Here is a 16,864-nt window from a genome sequence, read left to right on the forward strand (position 1 = left end):
CGCCCTGAAAATTGAAAAGCGTGCAATTCTACGAAAAACCCAAGGTTTTTAAAAGACTGAAATAGCATGTTAGAATCGATTTTGTCGATTAAGTCACTTTTAAGCTGGAAGTTGTGTGAAAAATAACCATTCATTGTTCAAAATGTCCCGATATACATTAATCCTAAAGTTTTTAACCTCAGTTTTGTTGGTAAATATCTTGGTTGCCTGCTCATTAATGCCAAAAACCAATATAAAAAACATCGCAGACATGCAAACTGCAGCAGAATTATCACATTGGACGGCCCGTGGAAAAATGATGATTGCCACGAACAATGAAAAAGTATCGGGCTATTTTTATTGGCAACAAAAAGGCGACAATTTTGAATTTTCACTGAATACCTTAATTGGTATTAATATGTTCGAATTATCTGTTAACGATGATGAAGCCGAACTGACTATTGACGGTAAAACGTATTATGGACATACCGCTGAAATATTAGTTGCGCAGCTAACGGGTTATCAGTTACCTATTTCACAATTACGTTTCTGGGTCCTTGGTGTTCAGCAATCCACTGAGCAATCGACTAAAAACAATCTTAAAACCAAGACAAAGTTAGATGAGAAAGGCAGATTAAAACATATTGAAGTTTTTCATGGCGATGCTATTTGGCAAATTGATTACCAAAGTTGGCGTTCTGTGATGCAATTTGATTTACCGAAAAGCTTACAGCTAAAATCGCCGAATAATCGTATTAAACTCTCTATTACAGACTGGGCATTACAAGGTTAATCCATGACACATCAAAAACTAACCTTACCTTCACCGGCAAAGTTGAACCTATTTTTACACATTAATGGTCGGCTAGAAAACGGCTATCATGAATTGCAATCTTTGTTTCATTTTATCGATTATGGCGACACGATGACCTTTGAAACAAACGCCAGTGGGAAGATTACGCTGTCTTGTAATATCAAAGCATTAGAAACTGACGATAACTTGGTCCTCAAAGCAGCAAATCTACTGGTTAACTTAACACTAAATAAGGTTGAAAAAGGCGTTCATATTACATTAAATAAACGGTTGCCAATGGGTGGTGGCGTTGGTGGAGGCTCGTCAAACGCGGCAACCACAATGTTAGCCCTCAATTCACTATGGGACTTAGGGCATTCCACCGCCGATTTAGAGGCCCTAGGGAATACACTAGGTGCCGATGTCCCTATTTTTATTCGTGGCAAAAGTTCAATTGCTGAAGGTACCGGAGACAAAATGTGTACCTATAATGTACATAATGCTTGGTATTTAGTATTAACTCCTAATGCCCATGTAAATACTAAAGAATTATTTAGTCATCCTGAACTCCCGAGAAACACGCCAAAACTCGACAATAACACGTTAAATTACAGTGGGATCACGACAGATCTAAAAAATGACTTCCAAAGTTTAGTCGTTAAAAAGTATCCAATCATTGCCAAAGCACTGCAGTGGTTGTTAGAATACGCGCCGTCTCGTATGACTGGGACAGGTGCTTGTGTTTTTGCAGAATTTGCAACTGAACAACAAGCCCAAAAAGTATTTCAACAATTGCCTGAAGAGTTATCTGGATTCGTCGCGAAAGGTTGTAATATTTCGCCGACACATCAAGTTCTTTTTGGATAATATCGTGGAGGTTACGGCAACTTTTGTCTATCCTCTGAAAATGTATCGCAACAAAGCCTTAGGAAATATCCGTGCCTGATATTAAGATTTTCGCTGGAAACGCTACCCCAGAACTTGCAGAAGTCATCAGTAAACGTCTCGACATAAACCTTGGAAACGCAACAGTTGGTCGCTTTAGCGACGGCGAAATTAGTGTCCAAATCCATGATAACGTACGTGGTTCAGATGTATTTATCGTGCAATCTACTTGTGCACCATGTAATGACAACCTAATGGAACTCATTGTTATGGTCGACGCCTTGCGTCGTGCATCTGCCGGTAGAATTACCGCAGTCATTCCATACTTTGGTTATGCCCGTCAAGACCGTCGTGTTCGTTCTGCTCGTGTTCCAATTACAGCGAAAGTTGTCGCAGACTTTTTGTCTAGCGTTGGTGTAGACCGCGTTTTAACGGTTGATTTACATGCCGAACAAATCCAAGGGTTTTTCGACGTACCAGTTGATAACGTATTTGGTAGCCCTATTCTAGTTGAAGACATGCGCAAACATGGCTTTAACATTGCCGACGATACCGTCATTGTATCACCAGATATTGGTGGTGTTGTGCGTGCTAGAGCCATCGCGAAATTATTAGATGACAAAGATTTAGCGATTATCGACAAACGTCGTCCGCAGGCGAATGTTGCACAAGTAATGCACATCATCGGTGATGTAGCAGGTCGTGACTGTATTATGGTTGATGACATGATTGATACCGGTGGTACATTATGTAAAGCGGCAGAGGCATTAAAGCAACACGGCGCAAAACGAGTATTTGCCTATGCAACTCATCCAGTATTTTCAGGCAACGCGATCGAAAACTTAAAAAATTCAGTTATTGATGAAGTTATCGTGACAGACTCTATTCCTTTGTCACCAGAAATTGCAGCATTACCAAATGTTCGTAAATTGACACTAGGTAACATGCTAGCTGAAGCAATTCGTCGTTTAAGCAACGAAGAATCTATCTCTGCGATGTTCGAACACTAATCTCGTACACATCTACCAGAGATCAAAAAAGCGACAATAAGTCGCTTTTTTTGTGCTTGTTGGTCAACGTTAAACTGAACAACGAGTCAAAGATATCAAATAAGCATCAAGAGACAATGGCTATCCCTTGATGCTGTTATTGCTAAATTACTTTTCAGTTACTTGATAAATAGTAACTGTACCACTTACTTCATTACCAATGATCAACAACGGATTTCCTGATGGGCTATCTTCAGCTGATACAAACTTGATGCTTTCAGGTCCTAAATCTCCTGCAGAATCGACGTTTTCGCAATCCATCCCTTCAGCTTCATCACATGGATTATCTAGGTCATCATCCATTTCGTAATCTACGTCAAAATCACGATTGTTATAATGGGCAACAAAGCTAGCATTAAATGGGTTTGTTACGTCATAGACAAATAAGTCCCCGGCACGTTCTTGAGCAATAAATGCGTAGTTACGGTTTTCAATCATTCCCACATCAATAGCTTCTGGCTCACCACCTTTGTCATCTGAACGATTATCACCGGTATTCTCCGTATGTGCTGCATTAAAGTATTCACCTAGAATCGCAGATGAAATTTTACCAAACTCATCACCTGAATCGTAAACTTGATTGATGTTTTGATCCCAAATCGAAAATGAACGTGCTCCGTAGCTGTATAGCGATTCAAATTCGCCGTCGTTATCCGCATCACCCATCGACGTTGTAACTTTTAATCGACCTAAGCCATCTTTGCCACCAGAGTGATCATATATTGACTGTAACTCAGTAGATAACGTCTTATTTTCTTCATCCGGGTCAATAAGATCTTTAACTCTTACTTCTTCCGAATACGCATCGTAGTCTCGAGAGTCACCTTCATTCGCAGAAACTATAAAGGTCGCACCGTTCCAACTGTAAGTAGCAATAGAATCAGGTTGATACATACCTAATAACCCAGGTACAGATTGGAATGTCGCAAGTTCGTCCTTGTTGGTAAAGTCGAGCTCGTAGTTTGACCAATCTTTATAACCGAGCGGTTTAACTTCAACGGTCATCTTCGTTAAATCAACCACACCAATTGCATTGTTTTCTTGCAGTGATACGTAAGCCATCTTGCTATCAGCAGAAACAGCGATGTATTCAGGTTCAATATCTTTTGCTGCCGTGTTGCCCGTTGGTCCCGCAAACTTCACGCCCATTTCTTGTAAAAGGGTCATTTGTTCTTCTGGTGTATCGTAATCTTCTGGGTCTAATAAATCGCTTTTAAATACCAAATCAGAAGTGAAATTAACCGCTTCTGCTTTATCTGCAGGCACAGATGACGCCACTGCAATGACGCTAATCGTCCCTTCTGGATCAACACTATAATCAGTTGCAGGTTCACCTTCATTAGCAACCAATACCTTAGTGCCATCTGGTGTAAATGTTACCATATCTGGTAAGGCGCCAACTTCAACTGCTTTGACAAAAGTTCCTTTACCCATAACGTCTAATTCGTAAAACAGTACAGCGCCGTTATCTTGTTTTACTTTCGCTTCAACAGCGATGGCTAACAAGTTGCCCTTTATCGCTATCGAGTTTGCTCCGCCAAGCATAATTGTTTTATCTGAGTCATCAGCTTGTTTAACCAAAACTGAATCGGCATAGGTAAATGCTGTTGATGAAAGGCTATTATCGCTAGTCGGTGTACTAACTGGGACAGTAGATAATGTTGCTAAACTGATAACGTCTATTTGATTTGTAGCGCTGTTGACTGCAAACGCTGAGTTTGACGTTTTATGAAACTGAACAATTTCCGCCGCTGATTTTCCATAAACTCCTGTCGCGAAACGACCAACTATCTCGATGTTTAGCTCAACAGGATAATTTTTTCCCGCCGCACCATCAGCGCCCGCTGCGCCATCAGCACCTGCAGCACCATTTGCACCATCAGCACCGGCTTCACCAACCAGCCCTTGTTCACCTTGAATGCCCTGCTCTCCATCTTCAACTGAACATCCTGTTAAAATCCCGACAATAGTCGCACTCAATAATGTTAATTTTAAATTAGCGAAACTCATTTTATCCACTTACCTATTATTTTTATTAAATTAGGTCGAAGAGGTTAATGAACAAAGATGTAAATTTGACGGCAGTTTTGAAACAAATTTATGACCAATAAAAAGTAATATGACACTTTTTTTTAATCACAATAAAAATGACGTCTTTTTGTAATGTTCATAAAACGGTTGTGGTCTATTGACCTTTCAATTAGAATACGCCGCCTCTCATTTTTGAGGGGGTCGAGTTTTCTCTTGGTCGCGGGAGGAAACATACTTAACTTATTTAAAGTTTTTTGGAGAATTCCATGTCTGAAGCTATTTACACATTAGAAGCTACAGTTCGTTCTGATAAAGGTACGGGTGCGAGCCGCCGCCTACGTCACGACAAACAAGTTCCTGCAATTATATACGGTGCGGATAAAGAGCCGCAAAACCTAGCCCTTTCTCATAATAAAGTATGGTTAGCGCAGGAAAATGAAGGTTTCTATTCACATATCCTTACGTTAGTAATTGATGGTGCAAAAGAAGAAGTTATTCTTAAAGATATGCAACGTCACCCTTGGAAAAACCAAGTTTTACACTTAGATTTCCAACGTGTAGACGCGAAACATAAATTACACACTAAAGTTCCTGTTCACTTCGTTGGCGAAGAAGCAGCAATTAAGAAAGGTGGCGTAATTACTCACGTTGCAAATGAATTAGAAATCACTTGTCTTCCTAAGAACTTACCTGAGTTCATCGAAGTAAACGTTGCAGATATGGAAGTTGGTCAAACTCTTCACATCAGTGAAATTACGTTACCAGCTGGCGTTGAATCTGTTGAGTTAACTAAAGGTGAATCTCACGACAACGCAGTTGTAACATTGCACGCTCCTAAAGGCGCTGCAGCAGCTGACGAAGACTCTGAAGAAGCAGCTGACGCTGAATAATTGAATGATTGAGCTTACGGACAATTCGTGAGTAGCACCATTCAACTTATCGTGGGCCTGGCAAATCCAGGCCCCGAATATCAACACACCCGCCATAATGCTGGAGCTTGGTTCATCGAAGAACTTTGCCGAGCCAATAATGTTTCTTTAAAAAACGATCCTAAATATTTTGGATATACCGCAAAGATCAATTTTGCTGGACAAGATATTCGTCTCTTAGTACCAACCACGTTCATGAATTTAAGCGGTAAATCAGTTGCTGCCCTTGCAAATTTCTTCAAGATAAAACCAGAAGAAATCTTAGTTGCACATGACGAACTTGATATGCAACCTGGTGTTGCCAAGTTTAAAAAAGGTGGTGGCCACGGCGGTCATAACGGATTAAAAGATATTATTGCAAAACTCGCAAACAATAGAGAATTTTATCGTCTGCGAATTGGAATTGGTCACCCCGGAAGTCGGGAAAAAGTGACAGGTTGGGTGTTGGGTAAAGCCCCCCGAAATGATCAAGAATTAATGGATGCAGCGATTGACGAAGCCGTTCGTTGCACCGAGATCTGGCTTAAACAAGATTTAAAGAAGGCGCAAAATCGCCTTCACTCGTTTAGTGCCAGTTAACAAACTAATTGCTTACATAGCAAATTAACAAAAAGGAACCATCATGGGTTTTAAATGTGGCATCGTTGGTCTACCCAATGTCGGAAAATCAACATTATTTAATGCTTTAACAAAAGCAGGTATTGAAGCAGCAAACTTCCCATTTTGTACAATTGAACCCAATACTGGTGTAGTTCCTGTTCCAGATCTTCGATTAGACAAGTTGGCTGCAATAGTTAATCCACAACGTATCCTGCCAACAACAATGGAATTTGTTGACATCGCAGGTCTAGTAAAAGGTGCGAGTAAAGGCGAAGGGCTTGGTAATCAATTTCTTGCTAACATTCGTGAAACCGATGCAATCGGTCACGTTGTTCGTTGTTTTGAAGACGAAAATATCGTCCACGTTGCCGGAAAAGTAAACCCACAGGAAGATATTGACGTAATCAATACTGAGTTGGCCTTGTCTGACATGGACTCAATTGATAAAGCAATTTTCCGTAACTCAAAAAAGGCCAAAGGCGGCGACAAAGACGCTAAATTTGAAAATGCGACACTTGAGAAATTAAAAGCGGTTGTTGACGAAGGTGGCATGGCTCGTTCTGTTGAGTTAACAAAAGAAGAATTAGCTGCAGTAAGCTATTTAAATCTGCTTACGATGAAACCAACCATGTATATTGCCAACGTTGCTGAAGATGGATTTGAGAACAATCCATTTTTAGATTTAGTGCGTGAAATCGCAGAAAATGAAAATGCAGTTGTCGTAGCGGTATGTGCGTCGATTGAATCTGAATTGTCTGAATTAGAGCCTGAAGACCTAGCCGAATTTATGGAAGACTTAGGTTGGGAAGAACCAGGTTTAAATCGAGTGATCCGTTCAGGTTATGAATTATTAAATCTAAATACCTATTTCACTGCAGGTGTCAAAGAAGTTAGAGCCTGGACATATACTGAAGGTTCTACTGCGCCACAGGCGGCTGGTAAAATTCATACGGACTTTGAAAAAGGCTTTATCCGAGCTGAAATCGTCAGTTATAACGACTTTGTTGAATTTGGTGGTGAAGCGGGTGCCAAAGACAACGGTAAATGGCGATTAGAAGGTAAAGATTACATTGTTAAAGATGGTGACGTAATCCATTTCCGATTTAACGTGTAAACCTATATTTATCGATAAAAGGGGCTTAAGCCCCTTTTTTAATGCCTAACGTTTATTATGAAACAAATCGCTCTTCAGAGTTACTAGGCAAAGGATTGTTATCACGCTCGAAAATATTGTTAATCAACATTATCAAATTTACATTTTTTGTTCCGTTTACCAAAAAATTCATATTATTTTAAAAAAATAGCAATTTTATGTCCGACAAATGACGACATAAAGTCAAAGTTAGGTCTATTTAGTCAAATTTATCCCTATTACAAAATCTATTTTTTACCGAGCAGCCAAAATAAGTTTAAACAGACAAACTTAAACTGAGTATTTTTTAACTATAAATCATGCTCTTTTTCGCCAATATGAACAAATTAAAAGCAAACGCACTATTTTTTACAATTTTCTTCAAAAATGGGTTGACGTTAAAAGGCGTCATCAGCATAATACGCGCCATCGCTTGAGGCGGTATTCAAGAGTGGCTACGTAGCTCAGCTGGTTAGAGCACATCACTCATAATGATGGGGTCCCCTGTTCAAATCAGGGCGTAGCCACCAATTCTTGAATTCCCTACCATGCTCAAGAGAAAAAAATTTGCGGGAGTGGCGGAATTGGTAGACGCGCTGGATTTAGGTTCCAGTATCTTAGGATGTGAGAGTTCAAGTCTCTCCTTCCGCACCATTATAAATATGTGGAACACATATTCAAAAAGTTTCAGTTGGGATATCGCCAAGCGGTAAGGCAGCGGGTTTTGATCTCGCCATTCCCAGGTTCAAATCCTGGTATCCCAGCCATCTCTTAATTGGGATATCGCCAAGCGGTAAGGCAGCGGGTTTTGATCTCGCCATTCCCAGGTTCAAATCCTGGTATCCCAGCCAAATTAAGGCCTTGCTTATGCGAGGCCTTTTTTTTTATCTATCCCTTCCGGCTATTTAATTTGCTTGTTGTAGCAAAATTAAACTACACTGACTTTAATCTAAAATTATTATTTTAAAATCAATGCGTTTAGCTACTAAGATCATTTTACTTTGCATTTTGTATTCGTCAGTTGCTGCAAGCGATGAGTATCATTACAAAAACCTATTGGTTGGTACAAAAGCCATTGGACTTGGAGGCGCCTTTACCGCCATTTCTGATGACTTATCCGCGGTATTTTTTAATCCAGCGGGATTAACCAATACGGTGAATTCTAATTCAGCCTCTATATCGACCTTTGCATGGGAAAAAACCACTTTTTATGATGCTTTCTCAGATGGCTCTGATTTTGCTCGATCTTCGTTTTCAATTGTCCCAAGCTTTTTAGGGGTAGGTAATAAAAAAGGTGACTGGCATTGGAGTATCGGTTTTGGTGTATCTGATCTGTCTACCGAACGTAATTATAGTGAAGTTGTGCATCCAATTATTGGTGACGAAAATAATACAATTGGAGAACAAACTGAGTTTGGTAATGTTGACTTGGACAATAGTTCACTGAATTTAGGTTTTGGAGCCGCTCACAGGATTAATTCAAATCTCTCATTTGGTGGCTCATTTATTGTAAAATACAAAAAATTTGAAACAATCCAAGGCTCTGGGGTCAGTCAAATATATTTTACTCCTACGGACGATATCTATTCGGGCTTTAGTGCATTGCGCAGAATAAAAGATGAAACAATACTAATTACACCAACTTTAGGGATCTTGTATCAGACACCCGCTTTGAATATCGGTTTAAAAATAGCTAAAGATTTCACGATAGACCGTTCATTTACCGCCGTTCATAATATTTTTGTTAGCTCGCCTACCCCATTACCGCCAACATCTAAGCCTGCTACGGTCGGTACTGTTGAGGGCACTGAAGCACAGGAATCGAGCGCAAATATTACCCTAGGTTTAGCAAAACGAAGAAATAACTTTGAATGGAGTTTTGACGTTGACTATTTTAGTGAAGTCACTGTTGAAGAACACGTCATTAACGAATTCCACCCGCCTATTACCAGAGATTTAGAACGTGTCGTTAATTACTCACTTGGTTTAACCTTTTATAAAACCGATCGTAAATACTTCAGATTTGGTATTTTCACTGACAATAGTAACGGCAAAATTGACACAACACAGCCTTTCCAGCGCGTTGAGGATATCGATATGTTGGGACTTAGTGTTGATTATACGAGTGACAGCTTTGGTTTCCCAATGTCTGTCGGAGCCTATATAAAATATGGTAAAGGTGATGTCCGCCTAGGTGATCTGCGGGTCGTAGAAAAAATAGTTGGTTTACCTTTGTATCCACCTAGGAGTGAATTTGATTTATCAGAAGCGTCTAAGTCTTTATTTGTGGTATTCCTAAGCGCCAACTTTTAACCGTAAACGATTAGAAATCTAATTAAGAATCACTATAGTCCTACGGCTTTTTTAAGAGCCTGAGCTTTTAGCCACGCCTGATTGTGTACGACTCCTAAAACTATATTTCTGACAGATTTTAAGACCGCTTTGTCGTTACTAAAAGAATGATAAAATAGGTCCATCGCCCCAGACATAATTTGCGCATCTGCTTTACGTTTAAATTGATACCGACGCAACGATGACGCCAGTAAACCGTGTTGACTTAAGTCCGTATTATTTAATAACTCCATCAAGGTCTCTACGTCTTTAAAGCCTAAATTTACGCCTTGCCCTGCTAATGGGTTAATAACGTGCGCTGCATCACCCACTAAAACGACTCTGCCATTAAAATATTGATTAGCCTGCCTTCGAACGAGTGGAAAACTAGCGCTGGTCACAACATTAAAATCCCCAACCAAAGGTGGAAAACAATTTATGATTTCCTGTTTTAGTGCCTCTGGAGAAAGTTGTTTTAACTGAGCAATTGTTTGTGGTGCGTCGTACCAAATTAGACATGAATAGCCATTTTCTAGTGGTAAAAACGCTTTGGGACCAGTTTGTTGAAATTCTTGCCACGTAATATGTTGAGTTGGAAACTCAGTTTTAATGGTAATGCTGAAACAGTGCTGAGCGTATTCCCAACCGGTCGTTCCTATATGGGCAAGTTGCCGTGTTTTACTCAATGCGCCATCCGCACCAATAACCAACTTTGCAAATACATCAACTTGATTTTTTGACGAACCAGGTTCTGATAAGCGCAAAGTGACTTTGTCATCATCTTGTTTTAAAGACGACAAGTGGGCATTACTTAACGTAATTTTATTTTCCGAAGTATTTAGAATCCTATCAAATGCAGCCAACTGAATTGCTTCATTTCGAACTAAATAACCAAGATGAGGTCGTTCAATTTCTGTAGCGTCAAAAATCAATTTATTGTCGCGCTGCTCCCAGGTAGCTAATTGATCAAATCGACATTTATCGCTCTCGCCGATCGCCGACCAAATGCCCAGTGACTGCAATAAAGTCTCACTCGCCAAATTAACAGCAGATACACGCAATGGCGGTCGGGCCAATTCATCTTGTTGCGGAACGCGTTGTTCGAGCAATAAAATTGAAAGCCCCGCATTTTGCAATGCAATTGCTTGGGTTGCTCCAACCATGCCACCGCCAACAACGACAACATCAAACTGACATAGATTTAATGAATTTAAGTCGACCACTGTTCTTATTCCTAACGATAATTCTCCGCATTATGCCTGAATTATCTATGATTTGAAGATAGTTAGAAGATCAAGTCAGTTAATTAACCATATTCCCTTTAATCCATACTCTTTTAACTGTAAAATACGCGGCCATTTAAAGAATTAACTTTTCACGGTGAAGTGAGTAACTCATTTACCCAAAAATGATTATTCCCACAGATATTGATGACGAGAGAAGAATGACGAAAAAACTACATATTAAAACTTGGGGCTGCCAAATGAACGAGTATGACTCGCAAAAAATGGCGGACTTACTCGATGACAGTCATGGATATGAGTTTACGGACGAAGCAGAAGATGCCGACGTAATTCTTTTGAACACCTGTTCTATTCGCGAAAAAGCACAGGAAAAAGTATTTCATCAATTAGGCCGTTGGAAAAACCTAAAGGCAAAAAAACCAAGTTTGATCATTGGTGTAGGCGGTTGTGTTGCTTCTCAAGAAGGCCAACATATTCGTGACCGTGCCCCATATGTTGATATGGTCTTTGGCCCTCAGACTTTGCACCGCTTACCTGAAATGATTGAACAAATTAAAGCAGGCGACGGCGCATCAGTAATTGATATTTCATTCCCTGAGATTGAAAAATTCGACCGATTACCAGAACCGACGACTAATGGCCCAAGCGCGTTTGTGTCGATAATGGAAGGTTGCAGCAAATACTGTACGTTCTGTGTTGTTCCATATACCCGCGGCGAAGAAGTATCACGTCCTGTGGACGATGTATTATATGAAATCGCTCAACTCGCTGAACAAGGTGTTCGTGAAGTCAATTTGTTAGGTCAAAACGTAAATGCGTTCCGTGGGGCAACTCATGACGGCGAAATTTGTCATTTTAGCGAATTACTGCGTTTAGTGGCCGCCATTGATGGTATCGACCGAATTCGTTATACGACGTCTCACCCAGTAGAATTTACAGACGATATCATTGAAGCTTATCAAGACGTTCCAGAGCTTGTCGACCACTTACATTTACCCGTGCAATCTGGTGCGGACCGTATTCTGAATTTAATGAAACGTGGCCATACTGCCATTGAATATAAATCGCAGATCAGGAAATTACGTAAAGTTCGTCCAAATATCAGTATGTCTAGCGACTTTATTATTGGTTTCCCTGGCGAAACAGCGGAAGACCATGGCAAGACCATGAAGCTGATTGAAGATATCGGTTTTGACCACAGCTTTAGTTTTATCTACAGTGCTCGTCCTGGTACGCCAGCGGCTGATTTACCAGACGACATTTCTGAGAAAGAGAAAAAAGAGCGTTTGCACGAATTACAAAAAGTCATCACCCATCAAGCGATGTTGATTTCTCGTCAAATGATAAACACTGAGCAACGTATTTTGGTTGAAGGTCCTTCAATTAAAAATCCAATGGAACTGCGTGGTCGTACTGAAAATAATCGTGTAGTTAATTTTGAAGGCCCGCATTCTCTAATTGGTGGATTTGCTGATGTTAAAGTTGTCGACGTTTACACCAACTCATTACGTGGTGAATTTATTCGCGGCGAAGATGAAATGGGCTTACGTCAAGATACAACACCTGCGGAAATATTGGCAAAAAGACAAAACTTACAAGATGATTTAGGCGTTTCTACTTACGCTCCATAAGTTTATTGCACAAGCAAATATAAAGGAATTTTAGATTGTCTAAAAAAATTAATACAGTGGAAATATTTTTAGAACCAGCCGACAAAGATCGGTTGGCTTCATTAATTGGTCCTTATGATGACAATATCAAACATATTGAACGTCGCATGGGTGTTGAAGTCACTTATCAAGGCAACAAATTTAAAATTGTTGGTAACCCGTTAAATATCGCCGCTGTAACTGACGTTCTAAAAAACCTTTATATTGAAACTCAGCCCAATAGTAAGCATAAAAATAAAGTCAAAGCTCAGGAATTAACCCCTGACCAAGTTCATCTTGCAGTGCAGGGTTCTAAGTTATTAGATCAATCCAGTGACAGCACTGATGACGACATCGTGGTTCGTACCCGTAAAGGCAATATCAAACCACGTAATCAGAATCAAGTTGCGTATGTTAGAAACGTATTAAATCATGACATCACTTTTGGTATTGGTCCTGCCGGTACGGGTAAAACTTACCTAGCCGTTGCCTGCGCTGTAGATGCGTTAGAACGTCAAGAGGTACGCCGCATATTGTTGACTCGCCCTGCTGTTGAGGCAGGTGAAAAACTTGGTTTCTTACCTGGTGACTTAAGCCAAAAGATAGACCCTTATTTACGTCCTCTATACGATGCTCTATTTGAAATGCTTGGCTTCGAGAAGGTTGAACGCCTCATCGAACGTAACGTTATTGAAGTAGCACCGCTTGCTTATATGCGTGGCCGAACATTAAATGACGCCTTTATAATTCTTGACGAAAGTCAAAATACCACCGTCGAACAAATGAAAATGTTTTTAACTCGCATTGGTTTTAACTCCAAAGCGGTTATTACCGGCGACATTACTCAAATAGATTTACCTCGTGGTGCTAAATCAGGTTTACGCCAGTCAATTGAAGTATTGAGTGAAGTAGAAGATATCAGCTTCAACTTCTTTATCGCTGACGATGTTGTGCGCCACCCTGTGGTTGCAAAAGTTGTTATGGCGTATGAAAAGTTTGACGAAGTACAACGCCGTGAAAAAGCTGAACGTGATAAAGCTTGGGCAGAAAAAGCAAAAGAAAAAGCGGCTAGTGAAGACAAATCAAATGATTGAACTTGACCTACAAGTTGCCACTACAGATAAGCACATTCCTACCGAACAACAGTGTAACGATTGGGTGGCGGAACTATTACCTGCCTTTCAAGAACATTCTGAACTTACGATTCGAATTGTCGATTCAGCAGAAAGTCAGCAATTAAATTGCCAATATCGCGGCAAAGATAAACCAACAAACGTTTTATCTTTTCCCGCCGAGATCCCAGATTACGTCTCACCAGAAATGGATTTTCCATTATTGGGCGATCTGATTATTTGCGCTCAAGTGGTTAATCAAGAATTTGTTGAACAAAATAAAACTTTTGAAGCCCATTGGTGTCATATGATCATCCACGGTTGCTTGCATTTACTCGGTTACGACCATATAAATGATGCAGAAGCCGAGGAAATGGAAAGTATCGAAATAGAATTTTTACAAAAAATGGGTTTCACAAATCCATATATCGATCAATAATCGGATCAGATGAAACCGATTAATATTTCATCACCAATAATTTTAAGCAACATAGGAACATTCTGACCAGAATGAGCGACGACAACCCACATAGTAGCAACGGTTCTTCAAATAAGAGCTGGATTGACAAACTTGGTCAAATCTTTAATGACGAACCGAAAACCAAAGAAGACATTATCAATGTCATTAGTGTCGCTGCTGAAAACGACCTAATTGATATCGGCACTAAAACGATGATTGATGGTGTTATGGAAATCGCTGACCTGCGGATCCGTGACATAATGATCCCGAGATCGCAAATTATCACTTTAGACTTATCAGATTCTCCTGATGTGTTTTTACCGACAATGATTGATTCAGGTCACTCACGATTTCCTGTCGTATCAGAAGACAAAGATCATGTCGAAGGTATATTACTTGCCAAAGATCTTTTGCAACTGTTAATAGACAGAGAACAAGAGATAGACTTAAAAAAACTACTACGCCCTATCGTTATAGTTCCTGAAAGCAAACGCGTAGACACCTTATTAAAAGAGTTTCGACAAAATCGTTATCATATGGCCGTTGTCGTTGATGAATACGGCGGCGTGTCTGGACTCGTCACCATTGAAGATATTCTCGAGCTTATCGTTGGAGAAATTGAAGATGAATTCGATTCTGAAGAAAACCAAACTAAAGATATTCGTAAAGTTTCGAAACATGTTTATATGGTGCAAGCATTAACCGAAGTTGATCAATTTAACGATTATTTCAAAACCGAATTCGCGAAAGAAGACGCCGATACTATCGGTGGCATTATACTTCATGAGTTTGGTCATATGCCGGAAAAAGGCGAAGAAGTCTTTATTAAAGGCATTAACTTTAAAATCCAAAGTGCTGATACACGTCGTATTCAGCAAGTCACAGTGACATTACCAAAAATGGAAGAAGAGTCCGTCGAGACTTAATATATGGAAATAAAGCCGCTGTTAAAAAAAGATTGGGTGAACTACATCCAATCTTTTTTTGTAAATAAGTTATACGCACAATACATCGCCCTATTTTTGGCTGGTGCTTTCAACCTATTTAGCTATGCGCCATTTAGTGCATGGCCAATTGTTATTATTACTTTAAGTATCCTCATCTTTGCAGTTTCGAAAGCTCAAACTGCAAAAGTCGCATTTCGATTAGGCTTTTTTTATGGACTAGGTTGGTTTGCCACTGGCATAAGTTGGATCCATGTCGCAATCGCAGACTTCGGTGGTATGCCTACAGCAATTAGTATTCTACTGATGGCGTTGTTAGACGGCTACTTAGCCCTATTTCCGGCATTAGCTTGTTACCTTACAAAACGATTTTATATTTCAAACATTGGTTTTGCTTTTATTCCGTTTTGGCTCATTTGCGAAGCAATCAGAGGATGGTTTTTAACAGGCTTTCCCTGGTTATCAATTGGTTATACGCAGACAGATGGGCCACTCGCTGGTTATGCACCAGTCATTGGGGAATTTGGGATCCAAGCGCTTTTGCTTATTATCGCGGTGTTAATTAAAACTCTTTTGTGTCATTTGTTTTATCGAATAACTAAGTCTCAGCCAAACCCCGATACACCTAAAACACTGTCAGTTACGGCAATAACTATCCTACTAATTATTGCTGTAGGCAATGGCCTCAAATCATTGAATTGGTTTGAACAAACTGATAAATCCACCAGCATTGCTCTGGTCCAAGGTAATATTGAACAAAGCATTAAGTGGCAGCCTGAAAATGAAATGCCAACGATGCAAACGTATCTAGCCATGAGCCAGCCGCATTTTGAATCCAGCGACATTGTCATTTGGCCAGAAGCAGCAGTGCCTCGATTAGAAGTAATTTCTAATGACTTCCTAAGGGAAATTGATTTAATCGCGGCAGATTCCAATACCGCGTTAATTACAGGTATCGTTGACTACCAACCTGAAACCAATAAAGCCTTTAACAATATTATTGCTTTAGGAAAAAAATACAGTAACGACTCATTTGGACACTACAAATACCTGCACAATAATCGATTTAGTAAACACCACTTGCTTCCCATCGGTGAGTTTGTGCCTTTTGAATCATTCCTACGAAAACTTGGGCCTCTATTTGACCTGCCTATGTCATCATTTAGTCGCGGGGCTTATGCGCAAGACAACTTAATTGCCAATGACGTTCATATCTCACCAGCTATTTGCTTTGAAGTTGCATTTTCTAATCAGGTAAGAGCAAATATCTATCAAGGTGAACACGCCAGTGACTTAATACTCACCGTAAGTAATGACGCTTGGTTTGGTAACTCCCACGGGCCTTGGCAACATTTGCAAATAGCCCAAATGCGAGCCATTGAATTTGCCAAGCCTGTCATCCGTGTCACCAATAATGGCGTTACAGCAGTTATCGATGGATCAGGAATGCTTGTAAAAACACTACCTCAATTTGAAGCGGCCGTTTTAACCCATGACTTAAAGCTAACAACAAGTAATACCCCCTATTATCAATACGGGAACTTACCAGTGTGGTGTGTTATCGTAATCTTCATTGCAATACTGATCTTTAAAAGAAAAACATTACAACTCAAATAGAAGCAACCTAACACGCGCTACTAAATAGCAATATTGGTCGACCAACAATCTCTGTTCCGACCCACTTTTCCCTATTTAATAATACCTTAGTTGCTTAAATTTAATTATC

The 16,864-nt window shown here is 39.9% G+C and carries 14 protein-coding genes and 4 tRNA genes; 16 read left to right on the plus strand and 2 right to left on the minus strand.

Annotated features, from left to right (window positions below):
• The first annotated feature begins 115 nt into the window (after positions 1–115).
• From lolB to KO525_RS01510, 3 genes are all read left to right on the plus strand, one after another.
• Positions 116–772, plus strand: coding sequence for a lipoprotein insertase outer membrane protein LolB (gene lolB / locus KO525_RS01500; RefSeq protein WP_215962028.1), 657 nt, complete (start codon positions 116–118; stop codon positions 770–772).
• A 3-nt stretch (positions 773–775) separates the two neighbouring features.
• A complete protein-coding gene (gene ispE, locus KO525_RS01505) occupies positions 776–1,639 on the plus strand; it encodes a 4-(cytidine 5'-diphospho)-2-C-methyl-D-erythritol kinase (protein ID WP_215962029.1) in 864 nt (287 codons plus the stop codon).
• 71 nt (positions 1,640–1,710) lie between these two features.
• Positions 1,711–2,667, plus strand: coding sequence for a ribose-phosphate pyrophosphokinase (locus tag KO525_RS01510; protein WP_215962030.1), 957 nt, complete (start codon positions 1,711–1,713; stop codon positions 2,665–2,667).
• Positions 2,668–2,814: 147 nt separating this feature from the next.
• Here the strand turns inward: KO525_RS01510 and KO525_RS01515 are convergent, their stop codons facing one another.
• Positions 2,815–4,716, minus strand: a complete 1,902-nt coding sequence (locus KO525_RS01515; RefSeq protein ID WP_215962031.1) for a choice-of-anchor I family protein — start codon at positions 4,714–4,716, stop codon at positions 2,815–2,817.
• Positions 4,717–5,003: 287 nt separating this feature from the next.
• On the opposite strand from KO525_RS01515, the gene KO525_RS01520 reads away from it, so the two are divergent.
• The 8 genes from KO525_RS01520 (at position 5,004) to KO525_RS01555 (ending at position 9,711) form a co-directional block, all read left to right on the plus strand.
• The gene (locus KO525_RS01520; protein ID WP_215962032.1) at positions 5,004–5,627 is read left to right on the plus strand and encodes a 50S ribosomal protein L25/general stress protein Ctc; all 624 of its coding nucleotides are present in this window, start codon (positions 5,004–5,006) and stop codon (positions 5,625–5,627) included.
• Positions 5,628–5,654: 27 nt separating this feature from the next.
• On the plus strand, positions 5,655–6,245 hold the full coding sequence (gene pth, locus KO525_RS01525) for an aminoacyl-tRNA hydrolase (protein WP_215962033.1): 591 nt from the start codon (positions 5,655–5,657) through the stop codon (positions 6,243–6,245).
• 43 nt (positions 6,246–6,288) lie between these two features.
• On the plus strand, positions 6,289–7,380 hold the full coding sequence (gene ychF, locus KO525_RS01530; RefSeq protein WP_215962034.1) for a redox-regulated ATPase YchF: 1,092 nt from the start codon (positions 6,289–6,291) through the stop codon (positions 7,378–7,380).
• Positions 7,381–7,851: 471 nt separating this feature from the next.
• Positions 7,852–7,928 (plus strand) — tRNA-Met (locus KO525_RS01535).
• A gap of 39 nt (positions 7,929–7,967) precedes the next feature.
• Positions 7,968–8,052: transfer RNA gene (locus KO525_RS01540), tRNA-Leu, on the plus strand.
• Between the two features lie 38 nt (positions 8,053–8,090).
• Positions 8,091–8,165, plus strand: a tRNA-Gln gene (locus KO525_RS01545).
• Between the two features lie 9 nt (positions 8,166–8,174).
• Positions 8,175–8,249, plus strand: a tRNA-Gln gene (locus KO525_RS01550).
• A gap of 121 nt (positions 8,250–8,370) precedes the next feature.
• Positions 8,371–9,711 (plus strand): OmpP1/FadL family transporter, encoded by a 1,341-nt coding sequence (locus KO525_RS01555; RefSeq protein WP_215962035.1) that lies wholly within the window; start codon positions 8,371–8,373, stop codon positions 9,709–9,711.
• A gap of 32 nt (positions 9,712–9,743) precedes the next feature.
• Here KO525_RS01555 and KO525_RS01560 read toward each other — a convergent pair whose 3' ends face one another.
• Positions 9,744–10,952 carry an FAD-dependent monooxygenase gene (locus KO525_RS01560; protein WP_215962036.1) on the minus strand — a complete coding sequence of 403 codons (1,209 nt, stop codon included), beginning with the start codon at positions 10,950–10,952 and terminating at the stop codon, positions 9,744–9,746.
• 221 nt (positions 10,953–11,173) lie between these two features.
• On the opposite strand from KO525_RS01560, the gene miaB reads away from it, so the two are divergent.
• The 5 genes from miaB (at position 11,174) to lnt (ending at position 16,755) form a co-directional block, all read left to right on the plus strand.
• Positions 11,174–12,604 carry a tRNA (N6-isopentenyl adenosine(37)-C2)-methylthiotransferase MiaB gene (gene miaB, locus KO525_RS01565; RefSeq protein WP_215962037.1) on the plus strand — a complete coding sequence of 477 codons (1,431 nt, stop codon included), beginning with the start codon at positions 11,174–11,176 and terminating at the stop codon, positions 12,602–12,604.
• Positions 12,605–12,639: 35 nt separating this feature from the next.
• Positions 12,640–13,716 carry a PhoH family protein gene (locus KO525_RS01570; RefSeq protein WP_215962038.1) on the plus strand — a complete coding sequence of 359 codons (1,077 nt, stop codon included), beginning with the start codon at positions 12,640–12,642 and terminating at the stop codon, positions 13,714–13,716.
• Entirely contained in the window at positions 13,709–14,173 is a 465-nt protein-coding gene (gene ybeY, locus KO525_RS01575) for an rRNA maturation RNase YbeY (protein ID WP_215962285.1), read from the plus strand. Before KO525_RS01570 ends, ybeY begins: the two co-directional genes overlap by 8 nt.
• A gap of 71 nt (positions 14,174–14,244) precedes the next feature.
• Positions 14,245–15,120 carry an HlyC/CorC family transporter gene (locus tag KO525_RS01580; protein ID WP_215962039.1) on the plus strand — a complete coding sequence of 292 codons (876 nt, stop codon included), beginning with the start codon at positions 14,245–14,247 and terminating at the stop codon, positions 15,118–15,120.
• Positions 15,121–15,123: 3 nt separating this feature from the next.
• On the plus strand, positions 15,124–16,755 hold the full coding sequence (gene lnt / locus KO525_RS01585) for an apolipoprotein N-acyltransferase (protein ID WP_215962040.1): 1,632 nt from the start codon (positions 15,124–15,126) through the stop codon (positions 16,753–16,755).
• Positions 16,756–16,864: the final 109 nt, after the last annotated feature.

The sequence above is a fragment of the Psychrosphaera sp. B3R10 genome (assembly GCF_018861025.1).
GTDB classification, from domain to species: domain Bacteria; phylum Pseudomonadota; class Gammaproteobacteria; order Enterobacterales; family Alteromonadaceae; genus Psychrosphaera; species Psychrosphaera algicola.